Below are 21,555 nucleotides of genomic sequence, written 5' to 3'. Positions count from 1 at the left end.
TCTGCACTTTTATATTATGCTTATTTATTCTTCCTTATTTCTCTACATAAACCGACTTAACAATCGTACGATTATATGGTTTTCCTTCTTTATTCATCCCTTTTATATCCATCGTAACGTTATATACTCCCGGTTGTTTTATATCTTTCAAAGCACCTGTAAATGTATTCGTATTAACATTTTGTAATTCATTAAATTCAGAGACTAACTTACCTTCTTTATTAACGACTCTTACTGTTATGGAAAGATCCCCTTTCATTTCAGGTGCCACTGGTGATTTTTTCAGTTTATACTCAGGTTTATTTACTTTAACTTTTGTAGGCATTTGAAGAACAAATGGCGCGCTATTATTGTAATCGCTTACAACTAAATATGCATCTTTCGACTGCTTCGCCATCATTTTGATTTTCCATTCGCCTACTTCCAATTTATCAAACTTAAATGTTCTAATTGTCGCCCCATTAAAGAAAGATTCGCCTTCACCAGTAGTTATAGCGCTATCTTTGTTTGCATAGGTTTCTCCTTTTGGAGATACCATTTGTACTTCTACATCAGAAGAAGCAGTTAGTACAGAAACTATTCCTTCAGCCTTTTTATCAACAGAAATACTTTGCTCTATCCACTGATTTTGTGGTAATTCGCCTCCTAAAATATTTTGATTTGAAGTTGTATTTAATTGTTCTAGATTTTCATTTGAACTAGTGCTGGATGCTACTAAAGCTGGTAACCCCACATTTGTCGTACGTAAATATGGTTCAATTCGTGCAAAAACAGCTGATCCTTTTCTTATATTGTCATGATCAAATCTGGAATCTGTAAATAAATGTGTACCGTACGATAGCTTCGCACTCCATTCATTTACTAGTCCATCATTTGAACCGTACGATGATAAATATAACCCGCCCATAGATAATGCAGAAAATGTTGGTCCCCAGCTAGTCCCAGTAGCCGTATAGTAACGGTTTAATTTAGCTGCTGGGTTGTTATCTATTATTGAACGAAACTTTGCCATTTCACCTATTTGTAACGAATACGTACCATCATCTTTTTGACCTAATATAGAAGCAAGCCACCCTGCCCACCAACTATATGACAAATCTGCTAAATTTGAGCCATGATGCGGTGTAGCAAGTGAAATAACATTTCCAACAAATCGATTCGCACCATATTCAACTAATGCAGCTTGTGTATCAATTCCACCTTTACTATGCGCTACAATATTAACTTTCTTACCGAAATGATTATATATTTCTTCAAGTTTTTGTGCCAACAATTTTCCGTTATCCCACTGACTAGCCGAACCTTTCCCCGCTGCATCATACAATTGTATAAACACTGTTTGATAGCCTGCTTTTAAAGCATAATCATACATATCATTTATATCATGATATACTGTCTTTCCATACCAACTATCAGCATTACCATTTCTTCCTTGTACAAAGAGAATTGGCGGTTTATTCTCATCATAATTAGCAGGTTTTTGGCCTAAAAACCATTCTCCAGGTGTGAATACTTCTGTATCAGGAAACCCCTTTCCAAGCTCTTTTACAACTTCTGCCTGTACATTTGTGCTAATCGTTGGAGCCATGATAAAAAATACAATTAGTAAGGCCACACATCTTCTCATCAGTCGCATATTACTCCCCCTATTTTTTTGAAAGAAGGTGTTCTTTATAATATTTTATATTTTCCCTTCCTTAATAATAGCTAATCTTTTATTTTAAAAAGATGTTAGCCCTATTTTTAGAAGGTTACTAGTTGTATACCCTCTTTCTTAACTCTCGTTATTCTCTTTGTTTCTACCTCTTCCTTTTGATAGAATACGACAAAAAAGTTTCTCAATAATTGTTTACTTAGCTACATCCAGATATTTTTTAAATCAATATTGTTTATATAAAGCATACAAATCTTGAAAAAATTTTAGTGAAAAAACATTTTATTACTAGTTAGTTATTTAAAAATATAATAAAGATATGTACTTTCTTTTCATTAAATACAAACTAATTTTAAAGGAGCTTATATTATAAGACTTTCCTACGATTAAAAATTAAACTGAAATTTCAGAATAGAAAATCACATTTCCAGAAACATATATTATGATAATTTCCGCGCACTTGAATTAACTTTTTAGAAGTACTAACCTATCGGTGAGCAGAAGAAAATTCTGTAAAAAGAAAGGAGAATACTTTATGATGACCAATTTACAAAAGGAGTTTTTTAAACGCTTAAAAATTCCTGCAAAAGAAATAACATTTGATGATTTAGATGAAATTCTCTTAAAAATGGGAATGATTCTCCCCTATGAAAATCTTGATATTATGGCTGGTACTATTAAAAATATCTCAAAAGATAACTTAATAGAAAAGTTACTTATTCAAAAACGAGGTGGACTTTGTTATGAATTAAACTCCTTATTGTATTATTTTTTAATTGATTGTGGGTTTCAAGTATACAAAGTAGCCGGTACTGTTTATGATCTGTACGATAATAAATGGAAACCCGATGATGGTCATGTCATTATCATATTAAGTCATGAGGATAAAGATTATGTTGTGGATGCAGGTTTTGCATCTCATCTCCCTTTACATCCAGTCCCTTTTAACGGAGAAGTCATCTCCTCTCAAACAGGAGAATATCGAATTCGTAAGCGAAATACTCGAAAAGGTACGCATATTTTAGAAATGAGAAAAGGAGCTAACGGGGAATCTACAAGTTTCTTACAATCTGAACCTTCAAACGAATGGAAAATAGGCTATGCTTTCACTGTAGATCCAATAGATGAGAAAAAAGTGAATAACATTCAAAAAGTGATTGTAGAGCATAAAGAATCTCCTTTTAATAAAGGGGCTATCACTTGTAAATTAACTACTTATGGTCACATATCATTAACAAATAAAAATTATACAGAAACCTTTAAAGGCACTAAAAATAAACGACCAATAGAATCTAAAGATTATGCTCGCATTCTTCGTGAATCTTTTGGAATAACGCAAGAGAAATATGTAGGAAAAACACTAGAAAGAGGTTAGTTGACTACAAGTATTTCATAATAAAGCAGATTCTATATTTAGAATCTGCTTTATTTTATACTTTGTTATAAATTAATTTAATTTTGTTGTTACCCTTTAATTTTCAATTATATATTCATCATCATATTTATCATATTGTAGCCCTTCCCCTATCTTTGACTCCGTAACTTGATCTCTTAAAAACGGTGCAGCATCCATTTTGCTAGTTGCAATTTCAATTCCATATTTTTTCGTTAAATGAGCTAACTCTATTAAAAACCACTCTCTTCGCAATGTAACTGGAATATCCAATGTTTTTCTTTTCATATATAATAGCACCTCTTTTATTTTCATAGCTTAACAACATCACTGGATGCACTTATTAAAACTACCTTTCACCGCTAACATCCAATGAAACATTATAGTATATGCATGTCCATTTCAAACGTGCTATCACAAATATGATATTTGAGTTTACATAATTATATTATGTAATAGTAGAAAAGGAAGGCATGTCCCTTCCCCTTCTACTATAGAGATTTAAATTAAGAACATCTTGGTACACCTAAAGCTAAAAATAAACCTGCTACTCCCGCAGTAATCGGTACTTTTAACGTAATAACATCATCTACCTTCGTTACTAAAAAGTAAGCATTACCTTCTTGTAATATACAAGTTACCAACAATTGAAATTCCATTCAAATCTCCTCCTTTCAATCGATATACTATAATTTATGAAATCTCTTTCAAAAAGTAATAGGAAATACATCCATTTTTCCTTATATATAAAATAAATGTTTATAAGTCCATTAAAAATATTAATTTTCTAAATTTATACAAAACGTGTAATATCCAATAAATTCCTATATAATCAATAAGAAGAATCTTACAAATGGAGGTATGAAAATGTCGATTTTAAGTAATATTGGTGCAGCTTTATTTTTTATTGCTTTTATTCTTTTAATCTTATGTATCATTTCATTCTTTAAGAAAAATGGAAAAGCAAAACAATATGGACGTCCTACCGTTATTCTTTTTATGATTTCTATTATATTAATAACGGCCGGTACAACAAAATCGGAACACCCCGTCGTCGAGTTTTTTTCTACTTTAAGTTTCATTCTATTTATATTCTTCCTTGTTCTAGCAATCTTATCTGTTATTAAGAAAACAGGTGTAGCGAAAAAACAATTTATTATTACAGCCGTATTATTTGTCATTTTTGTTGCGCTATCAGGTATTTCAGATCCTTCTTCTGAAAAAACAACAGCAACTAGTACAAAAGTTGCCTCTAATAATGAAGAGCCAAAAGATAGCGAACAGAAAAAAGAGCTAGAAAAGAAAGAGGCGGACGAAAAAACTCAAAAGCAAGAAGATGAGAAGCGTCTAGCCGAAGAACAAGCTCGTAAGCAAGAGGATGAAAAACGTCAGGCTGATGAACAAGCTCGTAAACAACAAGAAGAACAAAAACGTCAGGCTGATGAACAAGCTCGTAAACAACAAGAAGAGCAAAAACGTCAGGCTGATGAACAAGCTCGTAAACAACAAGAAGAGCAAAAAGCACAGCAAGCTCAAACACAACCTGCTTCAGGAAATACTAGTAGTGCATATTACAAAAATTGTGCCGCAGTTAGAGCTGCCGGGAAAGCTCCTCTATATAAAGGACAACCAGGTTATGACTCACATCTTGATCGTGATGGCGATGGAGTTGCATGTGAAAAATAGTAGTAAAAAAGAAGCTTCTAGTAAGCTTCTTTTTTATTATCAGAAACTATTATGACGAATTCCCCCTCCCCCTCTTCCTTTTATAAAACTCATCTTATTATCCTCAAAATTGACACATTATAAGTGATTTCAATCACCACATTATTTTTCATTTATCGCTATTTTTAATTCAGATATTACATTAAAACTTTATGGAGGCATTCATATGGAACATACATTTACTGAAACTTCAATTGTTGGTGAGATTGTTACACAATTTCCGAAAGCTAGTGATCTTTTTAAATCATATAGAATAGATTTTTGTTGTGGCGGTAATAAGCCACTTATTGATGCAATTCATGAAAGAAATTTATCAGCTACTGAAGTGCTTACAGAGTTAAATACGCTTTATCATAATACGAAACGATTAAATGAATCGAAAATTGATTGGAAAAATGCTTCTTATCGTGAATTGATTGATTATGTTATAAATAAGCATCACCGCTACTTAAATGAAGAATTACCACAGTTAAGTCCATATGTGACAAAAGTATTACGTGTTCATGGGGCAAGTCAGCCTCATTTAGCTCAAATTCATAAGCTATTTCATGAACTTAAAATGGAATTAGAACAGCATTTAATTAAAGAAGAAATGGAAGATTTTCCATTAATTTTAGAATTTGAACAAAATCCAACTAATGAAAACTATGCTAAGTTACGTAAAGTAGTAAATGAACTAGAAAATGAGCACAATCATGCTGGAAATATTATAAAAGAACTTCGTAAAGTGACAAATGACTTTACTCCTCCAGAAGGTGCTTGCGGTACTTATCGACTTGTTTACCAACGTCTTGAAGCGCTAGAGTCTGATTTATTTGAGCACATTCATTTAGAAAATAATATTTTATTTCCACGTGCCATTACGAGAGCATAAATAAAGAGCAGGACATGAGTATACATACTTATGTCCTGCTCTTTCATTTGGTAAAGACTATACACATCCCTCTCGAATAAATCCGAATTTTAACAATTTGTGAATCATTATAAAAATGTGATAAATATCACATCTCCCCCTTATTTGATTTTCTATAATAAAAATATAATCCTTTGTTCAACATTTCACATAAAAAGGGGAAACGAAAATGAAAAAACGTTTAGTTATGATCGGAAATGGTATGGCTGGCATTCGCTGTATGGAAGAAATCTTAAAACATGATAGTGATTCATATGAGATTACTATTTTTGGAGATGAACCGCATCCAAACTACAACCGTATTATGCTCTCTCATGTTTTACAAGGCAAAACAAATATGCAAGATATCATTATGAATGAATACAGTTGGTATGAAGAAAACGAAATAACTTTGTATACGAATGAAAGAGTTCAAAGTATTAACCGAGAAGAAAAAATTATTATTACAGAAAAGAAGCGTACTCTTACATACGACAAGCTCATTATCGCAACAGGTTCTAGTGCTTTTATTTTACCTGTTGAAGGTTCCGCACTTTCTGGTGTAACAGGATTTCGAACTATTGAAGATACACAATTTATGATAGATACCGCTAAAGAAAAGAAAAAGGCCGTTGTTATTGGTGGCGGTTTACTCGGTTTAGAAGCAGCACGAGGTCTAATTGATTTAGGAATGGACGTACATGTTGTTCATTTAATGCCTAGCTTAATGGAGCAACAACTAGATACGAAAGCAGCTGCTCTTCTGCGTGAAGATTTAGAAGCACAAGGCATGAAATTTCTAATGGAAAAGAAAACTGTAAAAATTCTTGGTACAGACCATGTTGAGGGCATTCAATTTCAAGACGGTGAAGTTGTAGATTGTGATTTAATCGTAATGGCTGTCGGAATACGCCCAAATACGCAAATAGCAAAAGATGCTGGTCTAATTGTAAATCGCGGTATTGTAGTCAATGACTATATGCTAACAAATGATGAGTCCATTTATGCAGTTGGAGAATGTGCAGAGCATGACGGTATCGCATATGGACTTGTTGCTCCTCTTTATGAACAAGGTGCGATATTAGCAAAACATATAACAAATTTACAAACTGATGGATATTCGGGCAGTATCGTCGGTACACAATTAAAAGTTGCTGGTTGTGATTTATTCTCTGCTGGCCAAATTTATGAAGATGATCAAACGAAAGCAATATCCATCTTTAATGAATGTAAACGTTCCTATAAAAAAGTATTAATTCGTGATAATAAAGTCGTCGGTATCGTTTTATACGGTGATACAGCTGACGGTACACGCCTCTTTAGCATGTTAAAGAAAGAAGAAGATATACAAGAATATACAGCCGCTTCTCTTCTTCACAAAGCTGGTGAAGAATGTGAACTTGACGTTGCTACTATGAGTGCGAATGACACAATTTGCGGATGTAATGGTGTTACGAAAGGAACAATCGTTCACGCCATTTTAGAACAAGAGTTAACGACTTTTGAAGAAGTTAAAGGCTGTACGAAAGCCGCAGGTTCTTGTGGTAAATGTCGTCCACTTGTGGAACAAGTTTTATCTCATACACTTGGAGATGCTTTTGATGCCTCAGCGCAATCTGCCGGTATGTGTGGATGTACACCTTTATCCCGTGATGAAGTCGTAGCGGCCATTCACGAGAAAGGCTTAAAATCTCCAAAAGAAGTACGAAATGTTCTTGGTTTTGCACATGAAGACGGCTGTTCGAAATGCCGCCCTGCTTTAAACTACTATTTACGTATGGCGATTCCAGAAGAATATGAAGATGATAAATCGTCCCGTTTCGTTAATGAAAGAATGAATGGTAACATCCAGCACGATGGTACATTCTCTGTTATTCCACGTATGTACGGAGGCGTTACAACAGCTGATGATTTAATGAAAATTGCTGAAGTTGCGAAGAAGTATGATGTTCCACTTGTGAAAATTACCGGTGCAAGCCGAATTGGCTTATACGGTGTCAAGAAACAAGATTTACCTAACGTATGGGCTGACTTAAATATGACTTCTGGATATGCGTATTCAAAGTCTCTTCGTAATGTAAAATCATGTGTTGGCTCTCGTTTTTGCCGTTTCGGTACGAAAGATTCATTAGGACTTGGTATGTTGCTTGAACAATCATTAGAAATGGTAGATACACCTCATAAAATGAAAATGGGTGTAACCGGTTGTCCGCGTAACTGTGCGGAAGTACTGACGAAAGATTTTGGCGTTGTTTGTGTCGAAAATGGATATCAACTTTATATTGGCGGAAATGGTGGTACAGAAGTACGTGAAGCTGATTTTGTAATGATTGTCCCTACTGAAGATGATGTCCTTCGCATCGCTGCAGCTTACATGCAATATTATCGTGAAACTGGTATTTACGGAGAGCGTACCGCCTACTGGACAGAACGTTTAGGCTTCGATCATATAAAAGAAATACTACAAGATGCAAGTATGGTTACTACGTTAAATGAACGTTTCCAAACAGCTCGTAGAACATATACGGAAGCATGGGGACAAGCACTAGAAACGAAATCATTAAAAGCGATGTATGAAGTAGAAACTGTGAAATAAGGAGCTGTGATCTAAATGATACAAACGAAAGAAAAAATAAAAGTTATGCGTGCGGAAGATCTTGCTATTCAAATCGGTAAAGAAGTGCAAATGAAAGGTATGTCTATCGCCCTATTCCGCCTTTCAAATGGCGATATTCGAGCTGTAGAAAATCGTTGTCCTCATAAAAACGGACCGTTAGCAGAAGGGATTGTGTCTGGAGAATTCGCCTTTTGTCCACTGCATGATTGGAAAATCTCACTACTAACAGGTGAAGTTCAAAAACCTGATGACGGCTGTATTCAAACATACGAAGTAGAAGTTATTGACGGTGACATTTATTTATACATGTAATTTTCGAAAGGAAGCCTCCTCTGGCTTCCTTTTAAATAAAAATTGATGAGGTGCAATTATGAACGGATATGTATATTTAGTTGGTGCAGGACCAGGTGATGAAGGGCTTATTACAAAAAAAGCGATAGAGTGTTTAAAACGTGCAGATATTGTTTTATATGACCGTTTACTAAACCCTTTCTTTCTTAGCTATACAAAACAAACATGTGAACTTATGTATTGCGGAAAAATGCCAAAGAATCATATTATGCGTCAAGAAATAATTAACGCACACCTTCTTCAATTTGCGAAAGAGGGCAAAATTGTTGTCCGATTAAAAGGCGGAGATCCATCTATTTTTGGCCGTGTTGGTGAAGAAGCAGAAACTTTAGCAGCAGCAAATATTCCATATGAAATTGTACCAGGCATTACATCTAGCATCGCCGCTAGTAGCTATGCAGGTATTCCCCTCACTCACCGTGACTACAGTAATAGTGTCACTTTATTAACCGGACATGCAAAAGGTCCCTTAACCGATCATGGAAAATATAATTCATCTCACAATAGCGACACGATTGCCTACTACATGGGTATAAAAAACTTACCTATAATTTGTAAAAACTTACTACAAGCAGGAAAAAAAGAAGATACGCCAGTAGCAGTCATTGAATGGGGTACAACTGGTAAACAGCGCGTTGTCACAGGGACACTGTCTACCATTGTTTCTATTGTCAAAAACGAAAATATTTCTAATCCTTCTATGACAATTGTTGGTGATGTTGTTACTTTGCGGAATCAAATCTCTTGGAAAGAACGTAAACCATTGCACGGCAAGAAAGTTTTATTTGCAGCTGCAACAAATAAAAAAAACGCAATAAAGCAAAAGTTACAAGAGTCCGGTGCAGAAATATATCAAATTCCAACTTTCAAAAAGAAAGAATACACATTAACCTCTGAACAAATCAATAAGATTTTTAACGTTGATCGTCTTGTATTTTGTTCCGCTGACAGTGTAGACATCTTAATGCAATCATGCAGTAAATATCATAAAGATATTCGTTCCTTACAGGCAGAACTTCAGTATATGAACCTTTCTATTCAAGAAAAGCTCATGCAATATGGATTGTTCAGTAAACCTGCGCAATTTTCTTCGAATTCAACGATTTATTTAGGACGAAACATTAACCGAATTGCTGTTATTCAAGAAAAAATTGGTGCTGGTTCCTATATGATGACTCATGAGTACACAATTGATCATCGCTTCGATGAAATTCATTCACGTATTCTTTCTGAATTCTCATGGGATAGCATTGTATTTGAAGGTCGTGCTTCTATTGATACGTTTCTAGCAGAAATAAAACGCCTTGGCTTTATCAATATTCTTACTCTCCCATTCTCGTATACCGACGTTCCAACTTTACACTATGCAAATAAAGTTGGGTTTCATAACGTAGATCATCAATTACAAGAAACTCTTATGAAGAAAGACATGGTGAGACAATGAAAGGAATTGTATATGTTGGACATGGGAGCCGGCTACAAGAAGGTAATGAACAATTCATTCAATTTATTCAATCTGTTATGAAAGAGCGAAACGAAAGAATTCAAAAAATAGCTTTTCTAGAACTAACGACACCTACTATTTCGGATGCAGTTACAGAAACGATAATAGAGGGAGTAACTGAAATAATGATTGTACCTGTTTTATTATTTGCAGCAGCTCACTATAAACGTGATATTCCTTTTGAAATAGAACAACTACAAAAGAAATATCCACAAATAACATTTTCAGTTGTACCTCCTTTTAGTACACATCCACATATGGTGGAACTTGTAGTGAAAAGAATACGTGAAGCTATGCCAATGCAAAATAGTAGTATTTTACTCGTAGGGCGAGGCAGTAGTGATCCACAACCGATACATGAATTACAACAAATCGGAGCAGCTGTCGAACGAAAACTTGGTATGCCAGTATCCTGTTCCTTTTTAACGAAAGGAACTCCCTCTTTCGCTGCTGAGCTCAAGGCTATAACATCGACTGCGTCCCATGTATATGTCATGCCGTACCTTCTCTTTACCGGATTATTACTTCAAAAAATTAAATTGCATACAAAAAAATATAATCACGTCACGACTTGTAACTGTCTTCAGTTTGATACATATATGAAACTAACATTATTAGAACGAATGGAGGAATGCATATATGTATAACATGTACCCTCTTATGTTTAATCTACAAAATAAAGTTGTCATTATCATTGGTGGAGGTAAAATTGCATATCGAAAAGCGTCTGGATTAAAAGATACAGGCGCTTTCGTCACTGTTGTCAGCCCAGAAATTTGCGAGGAAATGAAGGAACTTTCTTATATTACTTGGAAACAAAAAACTTTTAGTAATGATGATATTAAAGATGCTCATCTAATTTATGCAGCTACAAATCAACATGCTGTAAATATGATGGTCAAACAGGCCGCTCATGATTTCCAGTGGGTTAACGTTGTAAGTGATGGTACAGCATCATCGTTTCACACACCTGGTGTCATTCGAAATGATGAATATGTTGTCACTATTTCGACTTCAGGTAAGGACCCATCGTTTACGAAGCGTATGAAACAGGAATTAACTTCTGTCCTTCCTAAACTTATAAAAAGAATTTCTCGTACTCATAAAATGGAATCTATCACTTAGCTAAAATAGGAATTAACTGTGAACAAACGTTTTTTAGAGACGTTTGTTCTTTTTGCTTTAGTTTCGTTTTTTAGGATCAGACAAACAATTGGACAAGAATCTGTGAAGAAAAATAACGGCAACAATTACGGACAAAAAAGCCGTTGCTTGAGAGCAACGGCTTCAATACAGGTTTTATATTGGATATTCATTCAACCAAATTAGCGCTTGTTCATAATCATCAAAAAATCTCACAGATTCTTTCGTATTAGATTGTTGTAAATAATCCATTATCTCCCCCTCTTCAAGGAGAAATGCAATTGCCTTATTGTTATTCAAAATGATTTCATTGAAGAACTTCTCTTTCCATACTTTTTGAACAGAAAAATGATTTGGCGTGTATCCTTTTCTATCCACCAACAATTTGTATTTCCGCCCTTCAGAAATGAATTGTTGACAAACCTGCTCAAAACCATTAAACCATTCATACACATCATCTGTTTTTATATTGCCAACTAGATGGGTAACAATTATATCTCCTGAAACTGTTGTGCTGATATTCTGTTTACTCAACTTGGAATCCCCCTTAGTTACAATTTTGCGGAAAAACCGCATAAAATCAATAAAGAAAAAATTCTTACTTGACGCTCCCACCCCACCGCTATCAAACTAAGCTCATGTAACGTCAATTATAAACGGAATTTTGTCTTTTTTCGCAAGTCTATATGTAGATGCTTTAAAGATTTTCATACGAAATAACCCGTAACGAGTTTCCTTTTTTTGAATTAAGCCACTTGATTATCAGACACGGTACAATTGTAAACGCCCCCCATATATCATAGACTGTTTTCTTCTCATATCGATGGGGTTTCCGTCCATCATTTACCGCCTCAAATCTATTCGTTTTTGCACGTATATTCAAAACAAAATATATGACAAATAAATAACGACAGTTACTGTAATAATGCTGAAAAGTGTTGAAAATAAAACGATTTGTGCATGTAATTCAGGCTCTATTTGATATTCCATAGCAATGGTTGATGTATTTCTTGAAGTAGGAAAAGAACTTGCAATAAATAATGATTGTGCAACAATACCATCGATGTTTAGTATGTATATTACGGCAAGTGCTAATAATGGTCCCATCAGTAACCTTCCAATTAAAGCCCATGTTATGACTCGATGGAAAAAATTAAGTTTAATGTTAGATAATTGTGCCCCTAGCAATATGAGTGCTATTGCAACAAAACCATTCGCAAGCTGATTAAGAGGTAGCAAGATAGAATTAGGTATTTGAATTTTAAAAGATTGAAAGAGAACCCCTAATACGAGCGCATGAAATACAGGCAGTCTTAGAAATGATCGAATAATACCTCCGATTGTTTTTGTTGCTGATAGTAAGTTATATATCCCATATGAATAAGTTAAAAGATTCTGGAAAATAACAATAAAAATTTGAATGGAAACCCCCACTGGATTGTGACTGAAAATCAATTGACTTACTGGTAACCCATAATTACCGGAATTCATTAACGAAATGCTATTTTTTAGAGCTGCACTTTCTCCTTTTTCTAACTTCAATATTTTTGAAATGAAATGACTTACTATGATCAGACTCAGACTATAAAGCATTAAATAGTATATTATCTGGAGCAAAAAACCTGTTTCTATACGAATATCATATATATTCACAAATACAGCCGCTGGCATTAAGCAATAAGTAATAAGTGTAGATAGCTGCTTTAAGTTAAATTGGAACTTTCTTTGTAAGATTGCACCAATTAGCATCAATATTAATATCGGTAATATTACGTCTAATATAATAAATACAAACATTTAAAACCTCATTCTAAATATATTTTAGTTGGATTAAACGCTTTACTAAATGTGGACACATTTCATTCATCGGAAAACACCCTTAGTCTCAATAATCAGAAAACTGAAATCGATAATATGAAAATGCTCATCAAAAATTCTTATTTCATTTCCCTCCCCTCTCTTTTCTTTAACATATCAAATATAACTCATAAAGAAAATTATGGATTATTTATACAAATTCATAATTTTATCTTATCGAACTGAACTGTATTCTTTAGTGTAGTACTTTTTTCACAATATCCGTTAGCCTTACCAAAAAATTTTGCCCTAAAAAAATCTGATACTGCAGTTACTATGCGAAGAATACTTACATCAATCCCATACTTGTCGCTTAAGCCACCTAACACACCTGATACTTGTTTATCTTGAGTGGACTTATATAACTTTTTCATCTAAACACCCCGATCCAATTAAATATTTGCATTCTAAAAATGAGTTCGATCTTTAGAATATATTTAAGATTTCCTTCACTAATCTGCCCTTTAATTGAATAACTTTTGACTTCTATATTTTAAAATAAAATTCCATAAGCCTTCTGTTTTTCATTTTAAAAGCACATTCTTATAGAAAACAAGCGTTTATTGAGATATCAATAAAAACATGTTGAAGCCTATTACTAAAAGAACCATCCCAATATACTTTGGGATGGTTCTTTTTCCTTATTAATGATTCTTTAACATCACTAACAATTTCTCTTGGCTATACATCCATACTGTAATGATTAAACAAGCAAGTGCGACTTCTGATAGTGCCATAAATCCAATTGCATAATGACCTGTTAATTGGAATAGTAATGTTAAAATTAGCGGTGGGAAGAATCCTCCTAGTCCACCTAAAGCTGATACGAGACCATTTACAATACCAGCTTGTTCTGAGAAATACATTGGAACGAGTTTGAAGATTGTACCATTACCAATCCCTGCACAAAATGCTACTAGTAAGCAACCAAATGTATACACGTTCATACTAGGCATAAATGATAAAATAATACCTGATAGTGTTAAACCGATAAATACGAAGATTAATATTTTAAATGGATTAAACTTATCACCGAGCCAACCACCAATCGGACGCATAATTGTTGCGAGTACGATGAATCCGGCTGTCCGCATACCTGCATCTACTTTCTCTAATCCGAAATGAGATACTAAAAAGTTTGGTAAGTATACGGTAAATGCGACAAATGATCCGAAAGTTAAAAAGTAAAAGATACATAAAAACCAAAGTTTCTCATTTTTATATACACCTTTTATTTGTTCCATTAGTGGTGTATTCACTTTTTTCTCTTTACGATCACCTAATAAAAAGTTCATAAGTGCAAACACTGCAAGTAAAACTAAATAACATTGTACTGTCGTTCTCCAGCCAACTGAAGTTGCAATGACAGGTGCTAAAAACGAAGTAATTGCTGTTCCGGCGTTACCGACACCGTAAATACCATTTACAAAACCGTGACTCTCTTTCGGAAAGTATTTTGGTAAAGAAGTTACTCCTACAGAGAATACAGCACCACCGATTCCTACAAATAATCCACCAATAATTAAATCCATCATAGAATTGGCAACACTAATATAAAAAACAGGAAATAATAATAGAATAAAACTAATATAGAATAATTTTCTTGCTCCGAAACGATTTGTCCAATAACCAATTGGAATGCGAAGAATAGAGCCTAAAATAACAGGTACTGCTGTGACCATAGAAATTTGTCCCGCAGTTAATGGAATATCCGCTTTAATATAAGGCATTAATGATGATAAAATGACCCATACCATAAAACCGATAATTAGATTAGAAGTTTGTAAACTTAATTGAAAATTAGGACTTTTCATCCTGTTCCCTCCTATGTATGCATAGTTAAATTCATTCTCTCCAGCCCAATCACGTCCTAACATCATTAGGCTGAAAAGAATCAACCACCACTTACTGGCGGAATCATTGCTACGACATCACCAATTTGGATGATGTCATCCTCATTTGCGTATTCTTCATTTATCGCGACCATAATCTCGTTTGAAATTGCTATGTTGTATTTCTTAGTGAGGACTTCCTTTAATTCCGCAACTGTAATATTTTCATAGTCTATATGCAAAGCCGGCTTACTTGCTCCTTCTTGCAAATGTGCAAATAATAGTACTTCAATCATATTCTCATCTCCTTTCCAGGCTCGCCATTACCATATGCTGTTTTCTCTAACTGATCACCTATCCACCACTCTCCATCTTCCCAAAACTCTTTTTTCCAAATAGGAACAATTTGTTTTATGCGCTCCATAATATATTCATTCGCCTCATAGGCCGCTTTCCGATGTGGTGTAGACACAGCGACAACGACAGCAAGATCAGAAATTTGTAATGTACCAATGCGATGTGTAATAGCGACATATGTCCCCGGCCACTTCTCTCCTACTTCAATGCTAATTCTCTCAAGCTGTTTCTCCGCCATTGTCTTATAAGCTACATACTCTAAACAAAGTGTACGACGCCCTTTTGTAAATTCTCTAACAGTACCAACGAAAGTAGTAACTGCGCCACACTCACGACGAATTACTTTGTTTGTAACTTCCTCAATTGAAATAGGTGTATCAATTACTTCATAATACGTATATGTCATCTTGCACCTCTGATCCTTATATAAGTTAGCAATCCCTTTTTCTATTACTTGTATGATCGAAGCGGTTCTTCCCACGGCCACTCACTTCCGTTGTTTGATTCTAATAACAGTACCGAAACAGTAATTCCAGCTTCAAATCCTCTCGTTCCCCCTGGTAAAACGATAAATGCATTCGCTTCTGCAAGTGAAGAAATTGCGCTAGATTTATCTAAACCAACTGGTGTAACTTGTAATTGACCATCTATAATTTCTACTCGCCCTCTTACAAAACGAGTAAATGGGTTTGCTTTCGGAAAGTCTTTTTGTAAAATTGCCTCTGCACGATATATGTGCGAATCTTCCCTATGCAAGTATTTTCCAATCACTGGTCTAACATATAATTCACAACCGACATAACAAGCAGAAGGATTACCAGATAAACCAAATAGTAATTTTCCTTCTACCTCAGCTACAGTTGTCACACTTCCTGGTCGCATCGCTATTTTGTCAAAAAGTACATTAGCTCGTAATCTCTCATAGATGGCAGGTAAATAGTCATAGTCTCCTACTGAAACACCACCAGTTGTAATTAATATATCTACTTCTTTTATCGCCTTTTTTACAGTGTTATAACACGTCTCAAAATCGTCAGCGAATTGCCCATAATACTGTACAATCCCCCCTGCTCGTTCAATTTGAACAGCTACCATATAGGAGTTACTATTTCGAATCTTCCCTGGCTTTAATTTTTCATGTACTTCAAGCAGTTCGCTACCCGTCGTTACAATTCCAATCACTGGTTGTTTTATAACATGTACGAAACTATAACCAAACGTAGCAAGAAGCGCTGCTACTCCAGGATTAATAACAGTCCCTTTTTTCACAAGAATGCTATTTTGTTTTACATCTTCACCTTTAAAAGAAATGTTATCACCAGAAGAGAAAGATCGTTTTAATGTCATATAAGTCTTTTCGTTTTTTTCAAATCCTGCCGTTAGTTCTAACATAACAACCGCATTACACCCTCTCGGAATTGCGGCTCCTGTCATAATACGGACAGCTTGAAATGCTTTCACTTCTTCTGTAAAAACAAATCCTGCTCCAATTTCACCAATCACTTCAAACTGAATGGGGTTACTATTACTCGCTTCTTTCGTATCTTCCGCTCGAATCGCAAACCCGTCGTACGGAGAGCGATCAAAATGCGGAACATCATGATCTGCAATAACATCTTCTCCAAGTGTTCTACCGTAGCTTTCTATAAGAGAAACCTTTTCCATTTCACCTTGGTAGGCATATTTCATTACACGAGCAACTGCTTCTGCTACTGGAATTGGTATACGTTTTAATACCATTCTTTTTCACCTCGTTTTTGGAAAGTGAAACTCACTTTCTATTCAGCCTATATATTTTGCGTACAATCGTTTTGCTATTTTCACATCATTTGTCCCATGAATAAATGCCCTACCGTCTGTAAATAAAACGAAACGATATTCATCAATTAGAAATGCTAGTAAGTACGGCGTTTTTTGGACATGTACAATTTTTTGTAATCCTTTTTTGATTTCGTTTAAATTTAGAACTCTCTTTATTCCTGGACGGATTTGGACTGTATTCCGTCCGCATAATACTTCCGTTTTCATCTGCGCTTCAAATGTTAAACTTGGATACGTACGTGTATTTCCGCAAGATGGACATGTACTTTTTTTCTGTTTATTTACTTTTAATGAGAGAACTTGATTGTTCCAAATATCAAATGATAACATTGTTCCTCTTAGCGCCTCGAAATCATCCACCAATATTTTCATTGCTTCTGTCACTTGGTGAGCAACGACCATTTGTACAGTTGGCTGAATAATTCCCGCTGTATCACATGTTGCACCGCCCATAGGATGATCCATTAAGCAGCGAAAACATGGTGTTTTTCCTGGAAGAATTGTGTACGTTACACCGTAACTTCCAATGCATCCACCATATATCCAAGGTATATTTTCTTTTTGTGAAATGTCATTTATAAGTAGACGCGTATCAAAGTTGTCAGTCGCATCCAATATGAGATCCACTTCTTTCGTTAACTCTTCCATTTCTTGCATTGTGACGTCCGTTACAACTGGTACAATTTCCACATCAGAATTAATCTTTCTTACATGTTGTGCCGCTGCAATTGCTTTTGGTTTACACTGCTGTGCATCTTCTTCTGTATATAACTGTTGCCGCTGTAAATTACTCCATTCAACATAGTCACGATCAGCAATTGTCAATTTCCCAATTCCCATCCTAACGAGTGCTTCCGCATTCGCAGCTCCTAGTGCACCCGCACCGATTAGGAGCACATGTTTCTTTCTTATTTTCCTTTGTCCCATTTTACCAATTCTAGAAAACAACACTTGCCTTGCATAACGCTCTTGCATAAGAACTCCGCCTTTCACTATCCACCAATGTAAGACATTTCAACTTTTGGACGTTTACTTGTACTTTCAACTGTTCTTTCATCTGAATATCGATCTGTTCTATATCGCCATGTATGTTGTAAAATTTTTAATAGTGAGGCGTCAGAAATATTTTCTCGAAGAAGCGTTCGCAAATCCGTTCCTTTTGTTCCAAATAAACATGTAAAAAACTTACCGTCTGCCGAAATACGGGCTCTCGTACAAGAAGAACAAAATGACTCAGAAACAGAAGTAATAAATCCAACTTCTGCATCGCTCCCTACATATCGATACATTTTCGCAACCTCTCCAAAGTAACGAGGTTTAACAGGCTCAATCGGATATACACGATTAATCTTCTCTATTAATTGTTCCTTCGTAATAACTTGTTCAAAGTTCCAGCCGTTTGTACTGCCCACATCCATAAACTCTATAAAACGGAGCTGAATTTCTTGTTCTTTAAAATAACGAGCCATATGAAGAATTTGACTATCATTCATTTCTTTTTTTACGACCATATTTACCTTTACTTCTAATCCAGCAGCCTTCGCTGCTTCAATTCCTTTCAATACAGGTTTTGTGCTTACATTTCTTCCATTAATTTTTTGGAAGACATGATCCTCTATTGCATCTAAACTAATATTTACTCGCTTTAATCCTGCGCCTTTTAGCACCTTAGCTTGTTTTGCTAAATGAATTCCGTTTGTTGTGAGCCCAATATCTTTTAAGCCTTCTAGCTTTGCAAGTCTTGCAATTAACGTCGGTAAGTCTTTACGCAATAAAGGTTCACCGCCAGTAAGCCTAATTTTATTGATTCCCATACTTATAAATAATCTCGCTAATCTTTCTATTTCATCGAACGTTAATAAAAGCTCTTCCTTTAAAAAAGCGTAATCAGGTCCGAACACTTCAGCAGGCATACAGTATGTACACCTAAAATTACAACGATCAATAACTGAAATACGTAAATCTTGAAGTGGCCGTTCTAAAGAATCTTTCATGTTCTCATGCATCTATATCCCTTCTTTTCTGCTGCAATCCTTAGTAAGCTTTCAATTTTTTTATTTGCCTTCATTATAAAAAAGAAGCTACATATTCAATGTGACTTTTCTCACATTACTTTCCCCATTCAAAAATTCTTCACAAATCCGTTCGAATTTTGTTCACATCTTTAATCTCATCCACTTTGTCTATTGAATTTTTCAAACTAAAAACTGAAGATTTCTTCCCCTTACGGTCATTGAAATTTCAATTTATTTTTAAAATAGCTCTTGCATTTTCATCATACTTACACTCAAAATAGGAAATGTATTGCTTATAAGAAGAAAGGTGATCACTGTGGCAAACAGTATGACATTATCTCAAGATTTAAAAGAATTACTTGCATCTGTTGAATATAAAATGCAAATTAAAAAAGGTAGTTTTATTTTTCAAGAAGGTATGGAGGCAACAGAGCTCTATATCATCCACTCAGGAAAAGTACAAATTAGTAAATTAAGTGCTGACGGACAAGAATTGACACTTCGAATTTGTTCGGAATATGACATTATTGGAGAACTAACATTATTCACGGACAATGCGAAATACTTATTAAATTCAAAATGCCTTGAAGATGTTGAAGTAGGAGTTATAAAGCGTGAAGCGTTAGAAAAAGCATTACTCCAAAAACCAGCACTTGTATTTGAATTTATGAAATGGATTAGTGAACATTTAAGAAGAATGCAAACGAAGTTCCGAGATTTAGTATTACACGGCAAAAAAGGTGCCCTGTACTCTACTCTTATACGAATGACAAATAGTTACGGTGTATTAAAAGAAAATGGGATTCTCATCGATTTACCATTAACAAATCAAGAACTTGCTAATTTCTGTGCAACTTCACGTGAAAGTGTAAATCGAATGTTAAATGAATTAAAAAAGCAAGGTACAATTTCGATTCATAAAGGAAAGATTACAATCCACGATTTACAATTTTTAAAATGTGAAATTGCTTGTGAAGATTGCTCTGCTTCTGTTTGTAGCATTGATTAGCATCTTATTTAGATGCTAATCTTTTTTCAATTTAAACTACTTATTAACGATTATTTCCTATGTAAACAAAAACGAGGCCTGCCATATGAGACCTCGTTTCGTTTTAGCTGCTAACTCCTATCCGTTTACAGCAGTATTATTTTTTCAACTCATTAGGAATACGTCTTCTGTAAATTACATAACTACGGCTTACATATTTAATTGGGGCACTAAATACATGTACTAGTCTTGTAAATGGCCACATTGCGAATAAACCCATCCCTGCAAGAATATGAATTTTAAACCATACTGGTACTTCCGTCATATATTCAACTTTCGGTTGGAAAATAAAGAGACTTCGGAACCAAGGGCCAATTGTTGTACGATAATCAAATCCTTTTGAATCGATATTTAAAAATGTTGAAGAAAGTCCTGCTAACATTACGATAAGTAATAAAATAAGCGCAATATAATCTCCCTTTGTGCTCGTTGCAATGATACGTTTTACAGTTACGCGGCGGTACGTTAATATAATTAAACCGATGATAGAAGCAACACCTGCCGGAAGCCCGAAACTAATTGCCATTATGTGATACGTATGCTCAGAAATACCTATCGAACGGTATACAGCTTCTGGAATTAATATCCCCATAACATGACCGCCAATTACGAACATAATCCCAAAGTGGAATAATAGACTTCCGATTCGGAGCATTTTCTTTTCTAATAGTTCACTAGATTTTGATGTCCAGCCAAATTGATCATAGTTGTATCTAAAAATATGTCCACCGATAAAGATTGCAAAAATGATATATGGAAACAATACCCATAGAAATTGATTCATCATTTTAACAACTCTCCTTTCTAATTTGTCTGTACATCCCATGCTTCGATAGCGAGTAGAACAGCCGCAAGAATTGGTTCATACATACTACCTGCTTCTTTTAACTGAACGTGTAATGCTTGTATATTCTCCTTGTATTTACTCATAATTGGTTCACTGTCTTGCTCATTTGCATTTGCAAAAAACTCGAGTAATAGCGGTAAATAATCAGGTAGTTCTTTATCTGTTACTTCAAAACCCGATTTTTTATAATGTTGCTTTAACTCTAGTAATTCAATCCCTCTTTCTCTTTGTTCACCAGTGTTCATATACGTTAAATACATATTCGTCTTTTTACCAAAATCAAATGTATATACGTAACCATCAATAAGTTGATCGTTCGTTTTATGTAGCGCTTGTTTTATAAATGTTGTAAGTGAAGCTTTAACATCGTCCTGTTCAATCGCTTCCATCTCTTCTAGTAATTCAGTTAAAGCTTCCCTCCACCCGAGTTCCGGGTAGGAGAGAAGGAATGAAGAACAAGAAAAAACAGTTCGTAAACTTTGTTTCATAATTTGCTGCC

At 34.7% G+C, this 21,555-nt stretch carries 23 protein-coding genes; 9 read left to right on the top strand and 14 right to left on the bottom strand.

Features of this window, described 5'->3' with window-relative positions:
• Positions 1–34: 34 nt before the first annotated feature.
• Entirely contained in the window at positions 35–1,636 is a 1,602-nt protein-coding gene (locus DN404_RS19690) for an esterase/lipase family protein (protein ID WP_149215367.1), read from the bottom strand.
• A 553-nt stretch (positions 1,637–2,189) separates the two neighbouring features.
• Here DN404_RS19690 and DN404_RS19685 point away from each other — a divergent pair.
• Positions 2,190–3,029: an arylamine N-acetyltransferase family protein gene (locus tag DN404_RS19685; protein WP_000988903.1), complete on the top strand. Its 840-nt coding sequence runs from the start codon at positions 2,190–2,192 to the stop codon at positions 3,027–3,029.
• A gap of 96 nt (positions 3,030–3,125) precedes the next feature.
• On the opposite strand, the gene DN404_RS19680 is transcribed toward DN404_RS19685, so the two are convergent.
• Positions 3,126–3,335, bottom strand: coding sequence for a hypothetical protein (locus DN404_RS19680; protein ID WP_000824206.1), 210 nt, complete (start codon positions 3,333–3,335; stop codon positions 3,126–3,128).
• A 218-nt stretch (positions 3,336–3,553) separates the two neighbouring features.
• Positions 3,554–3,706 (bottom strand): exosporium protein ExsG, encoded by a 153-nt coding sequence (gene exsG / locus DN404_RS19675; RefSeq protein WP_000395679.1) that lies wholly within the window; start codon positions 3,704–3,706, stop codon positions 3,554–3,556.
• A 208-nt stretch (positions 3,707–3,914) separates the two neighbouring features.
• Between exsG and DN404_RS19670 the strand changes: the two genes are divergently transcribed.
• From DN404_RS19670 to DN404_RS19640, 7 genes are all read left to right on the top strand, one after another.
• The gene (locus DN404_RS19670; protein WP_102956879.1) at positions 3,915–4,733 is read left to right on the top strand and encodes an excalibur calcium-binding domain-containing protein; all 819 of its coding nucleotides are present in this window, start codon (positions 3,915–3,917) and stop codon (positions 4,731–4,733) included.
• Positions 4,734–4,938: 205 nt separating this feature from the next.
• Positions 4,939–5,646 carry an iron-sulfur cluster repair di-iron protein gene (ric, locus tag DN404_RS19665; protein WP_044307185.1) on the top strand — a complete coding sequence of 236 codons (708 nt, stop codon included), beginning with the start codon at positions 4,939–4,941 and terminating at the stop codon, positions 5,644–5,646.
• A 208-nt stretch (positions 5,647–5,854) separates the two neighbouring features.
• Positions 5,855–8,260 (top strand): NADPH-nitrite reductase large subunit, encoded by a 2,406-nt coding sequence (gene nirB, locus DN404_RS19660; protein WP_044307184.1) that lies wholly within the window; start codon positions 5,855–5,857, stop codon positions 8,258–8,260.
• A 15-nt stretch (positions 8,261–8,275) separates the two neighbouring features.
• A complete protein-coding gene (gene nirD / locus DN404_RS19655) occupies positions 8,276–8,593 on the top strand; it encodes a nitrite reductase small subunit NirD (protein WP_149215366.1) in 318 nt (105 codons plus the stop codon).
• A 58-nt stretch (positions 8,594–8,651) separates the two neighbouring features.
• Positions 8,652–10,076: a uroporphyrin-III C-methyltransferase gene (locus DN404_RS19650; protein ID WP_044307183.1), complete on the top strand. Its 1,425-nt coding sequence runs from the start codon at positions 8,652–8,654 to the stop codon at positions 10,074–10,076.
• Positions 10,073–10,783, top strand: coding sequence for a sirohydrochlorin chelatase (locus DN404_RS19645; RefSeq protein ID WP_000676473.1), 711 nt, complete (start codon positions 10,073–10,075; stop codon positions 10,781–10,783). The genes DN404_RS19650 and DN404_RS19645 overlap by 4 nt, the downstream gene beginning before the upstream one ends.
• Positions 10,776–11,261 carry a precorrin-2 dehydrogenase gene (locus tag DN404_RS19640; RefSeq protein WP_000282586.1) on the top strand — a complete coding sequence of 162 codons (486 nt, stop codon included), beginning with the start codon at positions 10,776–10,778 and terminating at the stop codon, positions 11,259–11,261. Before DN404_RS19645 ends, DN404_RS19640 begins: the two co-directional genes overlap by 8 nt.
• Positions 11,262–11,435: 174 nt before the next feature.
• On the opposite strand, the gene DN404_RS19635 is transcribed toward DN404_RS19640, so the two are convergent.
• The 9 genes from DN404_RS19635 to moaA form a co-directional block, all read right to left on the bottom strand.
• Positions 11,436–11,855 (bottom strand): STAS/SEC14 domain-containing protein, encoded by a 420-nt coding sequence (locus tag DN404_RS19635; protein ID WP_080353262.1) that lies wholly within the window; start codon positions 11,853–11,855, stop codon positions 11,436–11,438.
• A gap of 303 nt (positions 11,856–12,158) precedes the next feature.
• Complete coding sequence (locus DN404_RS19630; RefSeq protein ID WP_000497494.1) at positions 12,159–13,076, bottom strand: AEC family transporter; 918 nt, start codon at positions 13,074–13,076, stop codon at positions 12,159–12,161.
• A 221-nt stretch (positions 13,077–13,297) separates the two neighbouring features.
• A complete protein-coding gene (locus tag DN404_RS19620) occupies positions 13,298–13,510 on the bottom strand; it encodes a PspC domain-containing protein (protein ID WP_061684623.1) in 213 nt (70 codons plus the stop codon).
• Positions 13,511–13,780: 270 nt separating this feature from the next.
• Positions 13,781–14,950, bottom strand: coding sequence for a nitrate transporter NarK (gene narK, locus DN404_RS19615; RefSeq protein ID WP_025709748.1), 1,170 nt, complete (start codon positions 14,948–14,950; stop codon positions 13,781–13,783).
• An 80-nt stretch (positions 14,951–15,030) separates the two neighbouring features.
• On the bottom strand, positions 15,031–15,264 hold the full coding sequence (gene moaD, locus DN404_RS19610; RefSeq protein ID WP_000573692.1) for a molybdopterin converting factor subunit 1: 234 nt from the start codon (positions 15,262–15,264) through the stop codon (positions 15,031–15,033).
• A complete protein-coding gene (locus tag DN404_RS19605; protein WP_049107462.1) occupies positions 15,261–15,731 on the bottom strand; it encodes a molybdenum cofactor biosynthesis protein MoaE in 471 nt (156 codons plus the stop codon). Before DN404_RS19605 ends, moaD begins: the two co-directional genes overlap by 4 nt.
• A gap of 44 nt (positions 15,732–15,775) precedes the next feature.
• Entirely contained in the window at positions 15,776–17,065 is a 1,290-nt protein-coding gene (locus DN404_RS19600) for a molybdopterin molybdotransferase MoeA (RefSeq protein ID WP_061113426.1), read from the bottom strand.
• A gap of 42 nt (positions 17,066–17,107) precedes the next feature.
• Positions 17,108–18,121, bottom strand: coding sequence for a molybdopterin-synthase adenylyltransferase MoeB (locus tag DN404_RS19595; protein WP_149215365.1), 1,014 nt, complete (start codon positions 18,119–18,121; stop codon positions 17,108–17,110).
• A gap of 17 nt (positions 18,122–18,138) precedes the next feature.
• On the bottom strand, positions 18,139–19,152 hold the full coding sequence (gene moaA / locus DN404_RS19590) for a GTP 3',8-cyclase MoaA (protein ID WP_086389022.1): 1,014 nt from the start codon (positions 19,150–19,152) through the stop codon (positions 18,139–18,141).
• A gap of 325 nt (positions 19,153–19,477) precedes the next feature.
• Here moaA and DN404_RS19585 point away from each other — a divergent pair, with 325 nt between their 5' ends.
• A complete protein-coding gene (locus DN404_RS19585; protein WP_000013866.1) occupies positions 19,478–20,170 on the top strand; it encodes a Crp/Fnr family transcriptional regulator in 693 nt (230 codons plus the stop codon).
• A 136-nt stretch (positions 20,171–20,306) separates the two neighbouring features.
• Here DN404_RS19585 and narI read toward each other — a convergent pair whose 3' ends face one another.
• Together narI and narJ are read right to left on the bottom strand one after the other, a co-directional pair.
• Complete coding sequence (gene narI, locus DN404_RS19580; protein WP_149215364.1) at positions 20,307–20,996, bottom strand: respiratory nitrate reductase subunit gamma; 690 nt, start codon at positions 20,994–20,996, stop codon at positions 20,307–20,309.
• A gap of 17 nt (positions 20,997–21,013) precedes the next feature.
• Positions 21,014–21,544 (bottom strand): nitrate reductase molybdenum cofactor assembly chaperone, encoded by a 531-nt coding sequence (gene narJ / locus DN404_RS19575; RefSeq protein ID WP_149215363.1) that lies wholly within the window; start codon positions 21,542–21,544, stop codon positions 21,014–21,016.
• Positions 21,545–21,555: the final 11 nt, after the last annotated feature.

Source organism: Bacillus sp. TE8-1, assembly GCF_008368855.1.
In the GTDB taxonomy this organism is placed as follows: Bacteria; Bacillota; Bacilli; order Bacillales; family Bacillaceae_G; genus Bacillus_A; species Bacillus_A cereus.
This window is presented reverse-complemented; position numbering and strand designations above follow the sequence as displayed.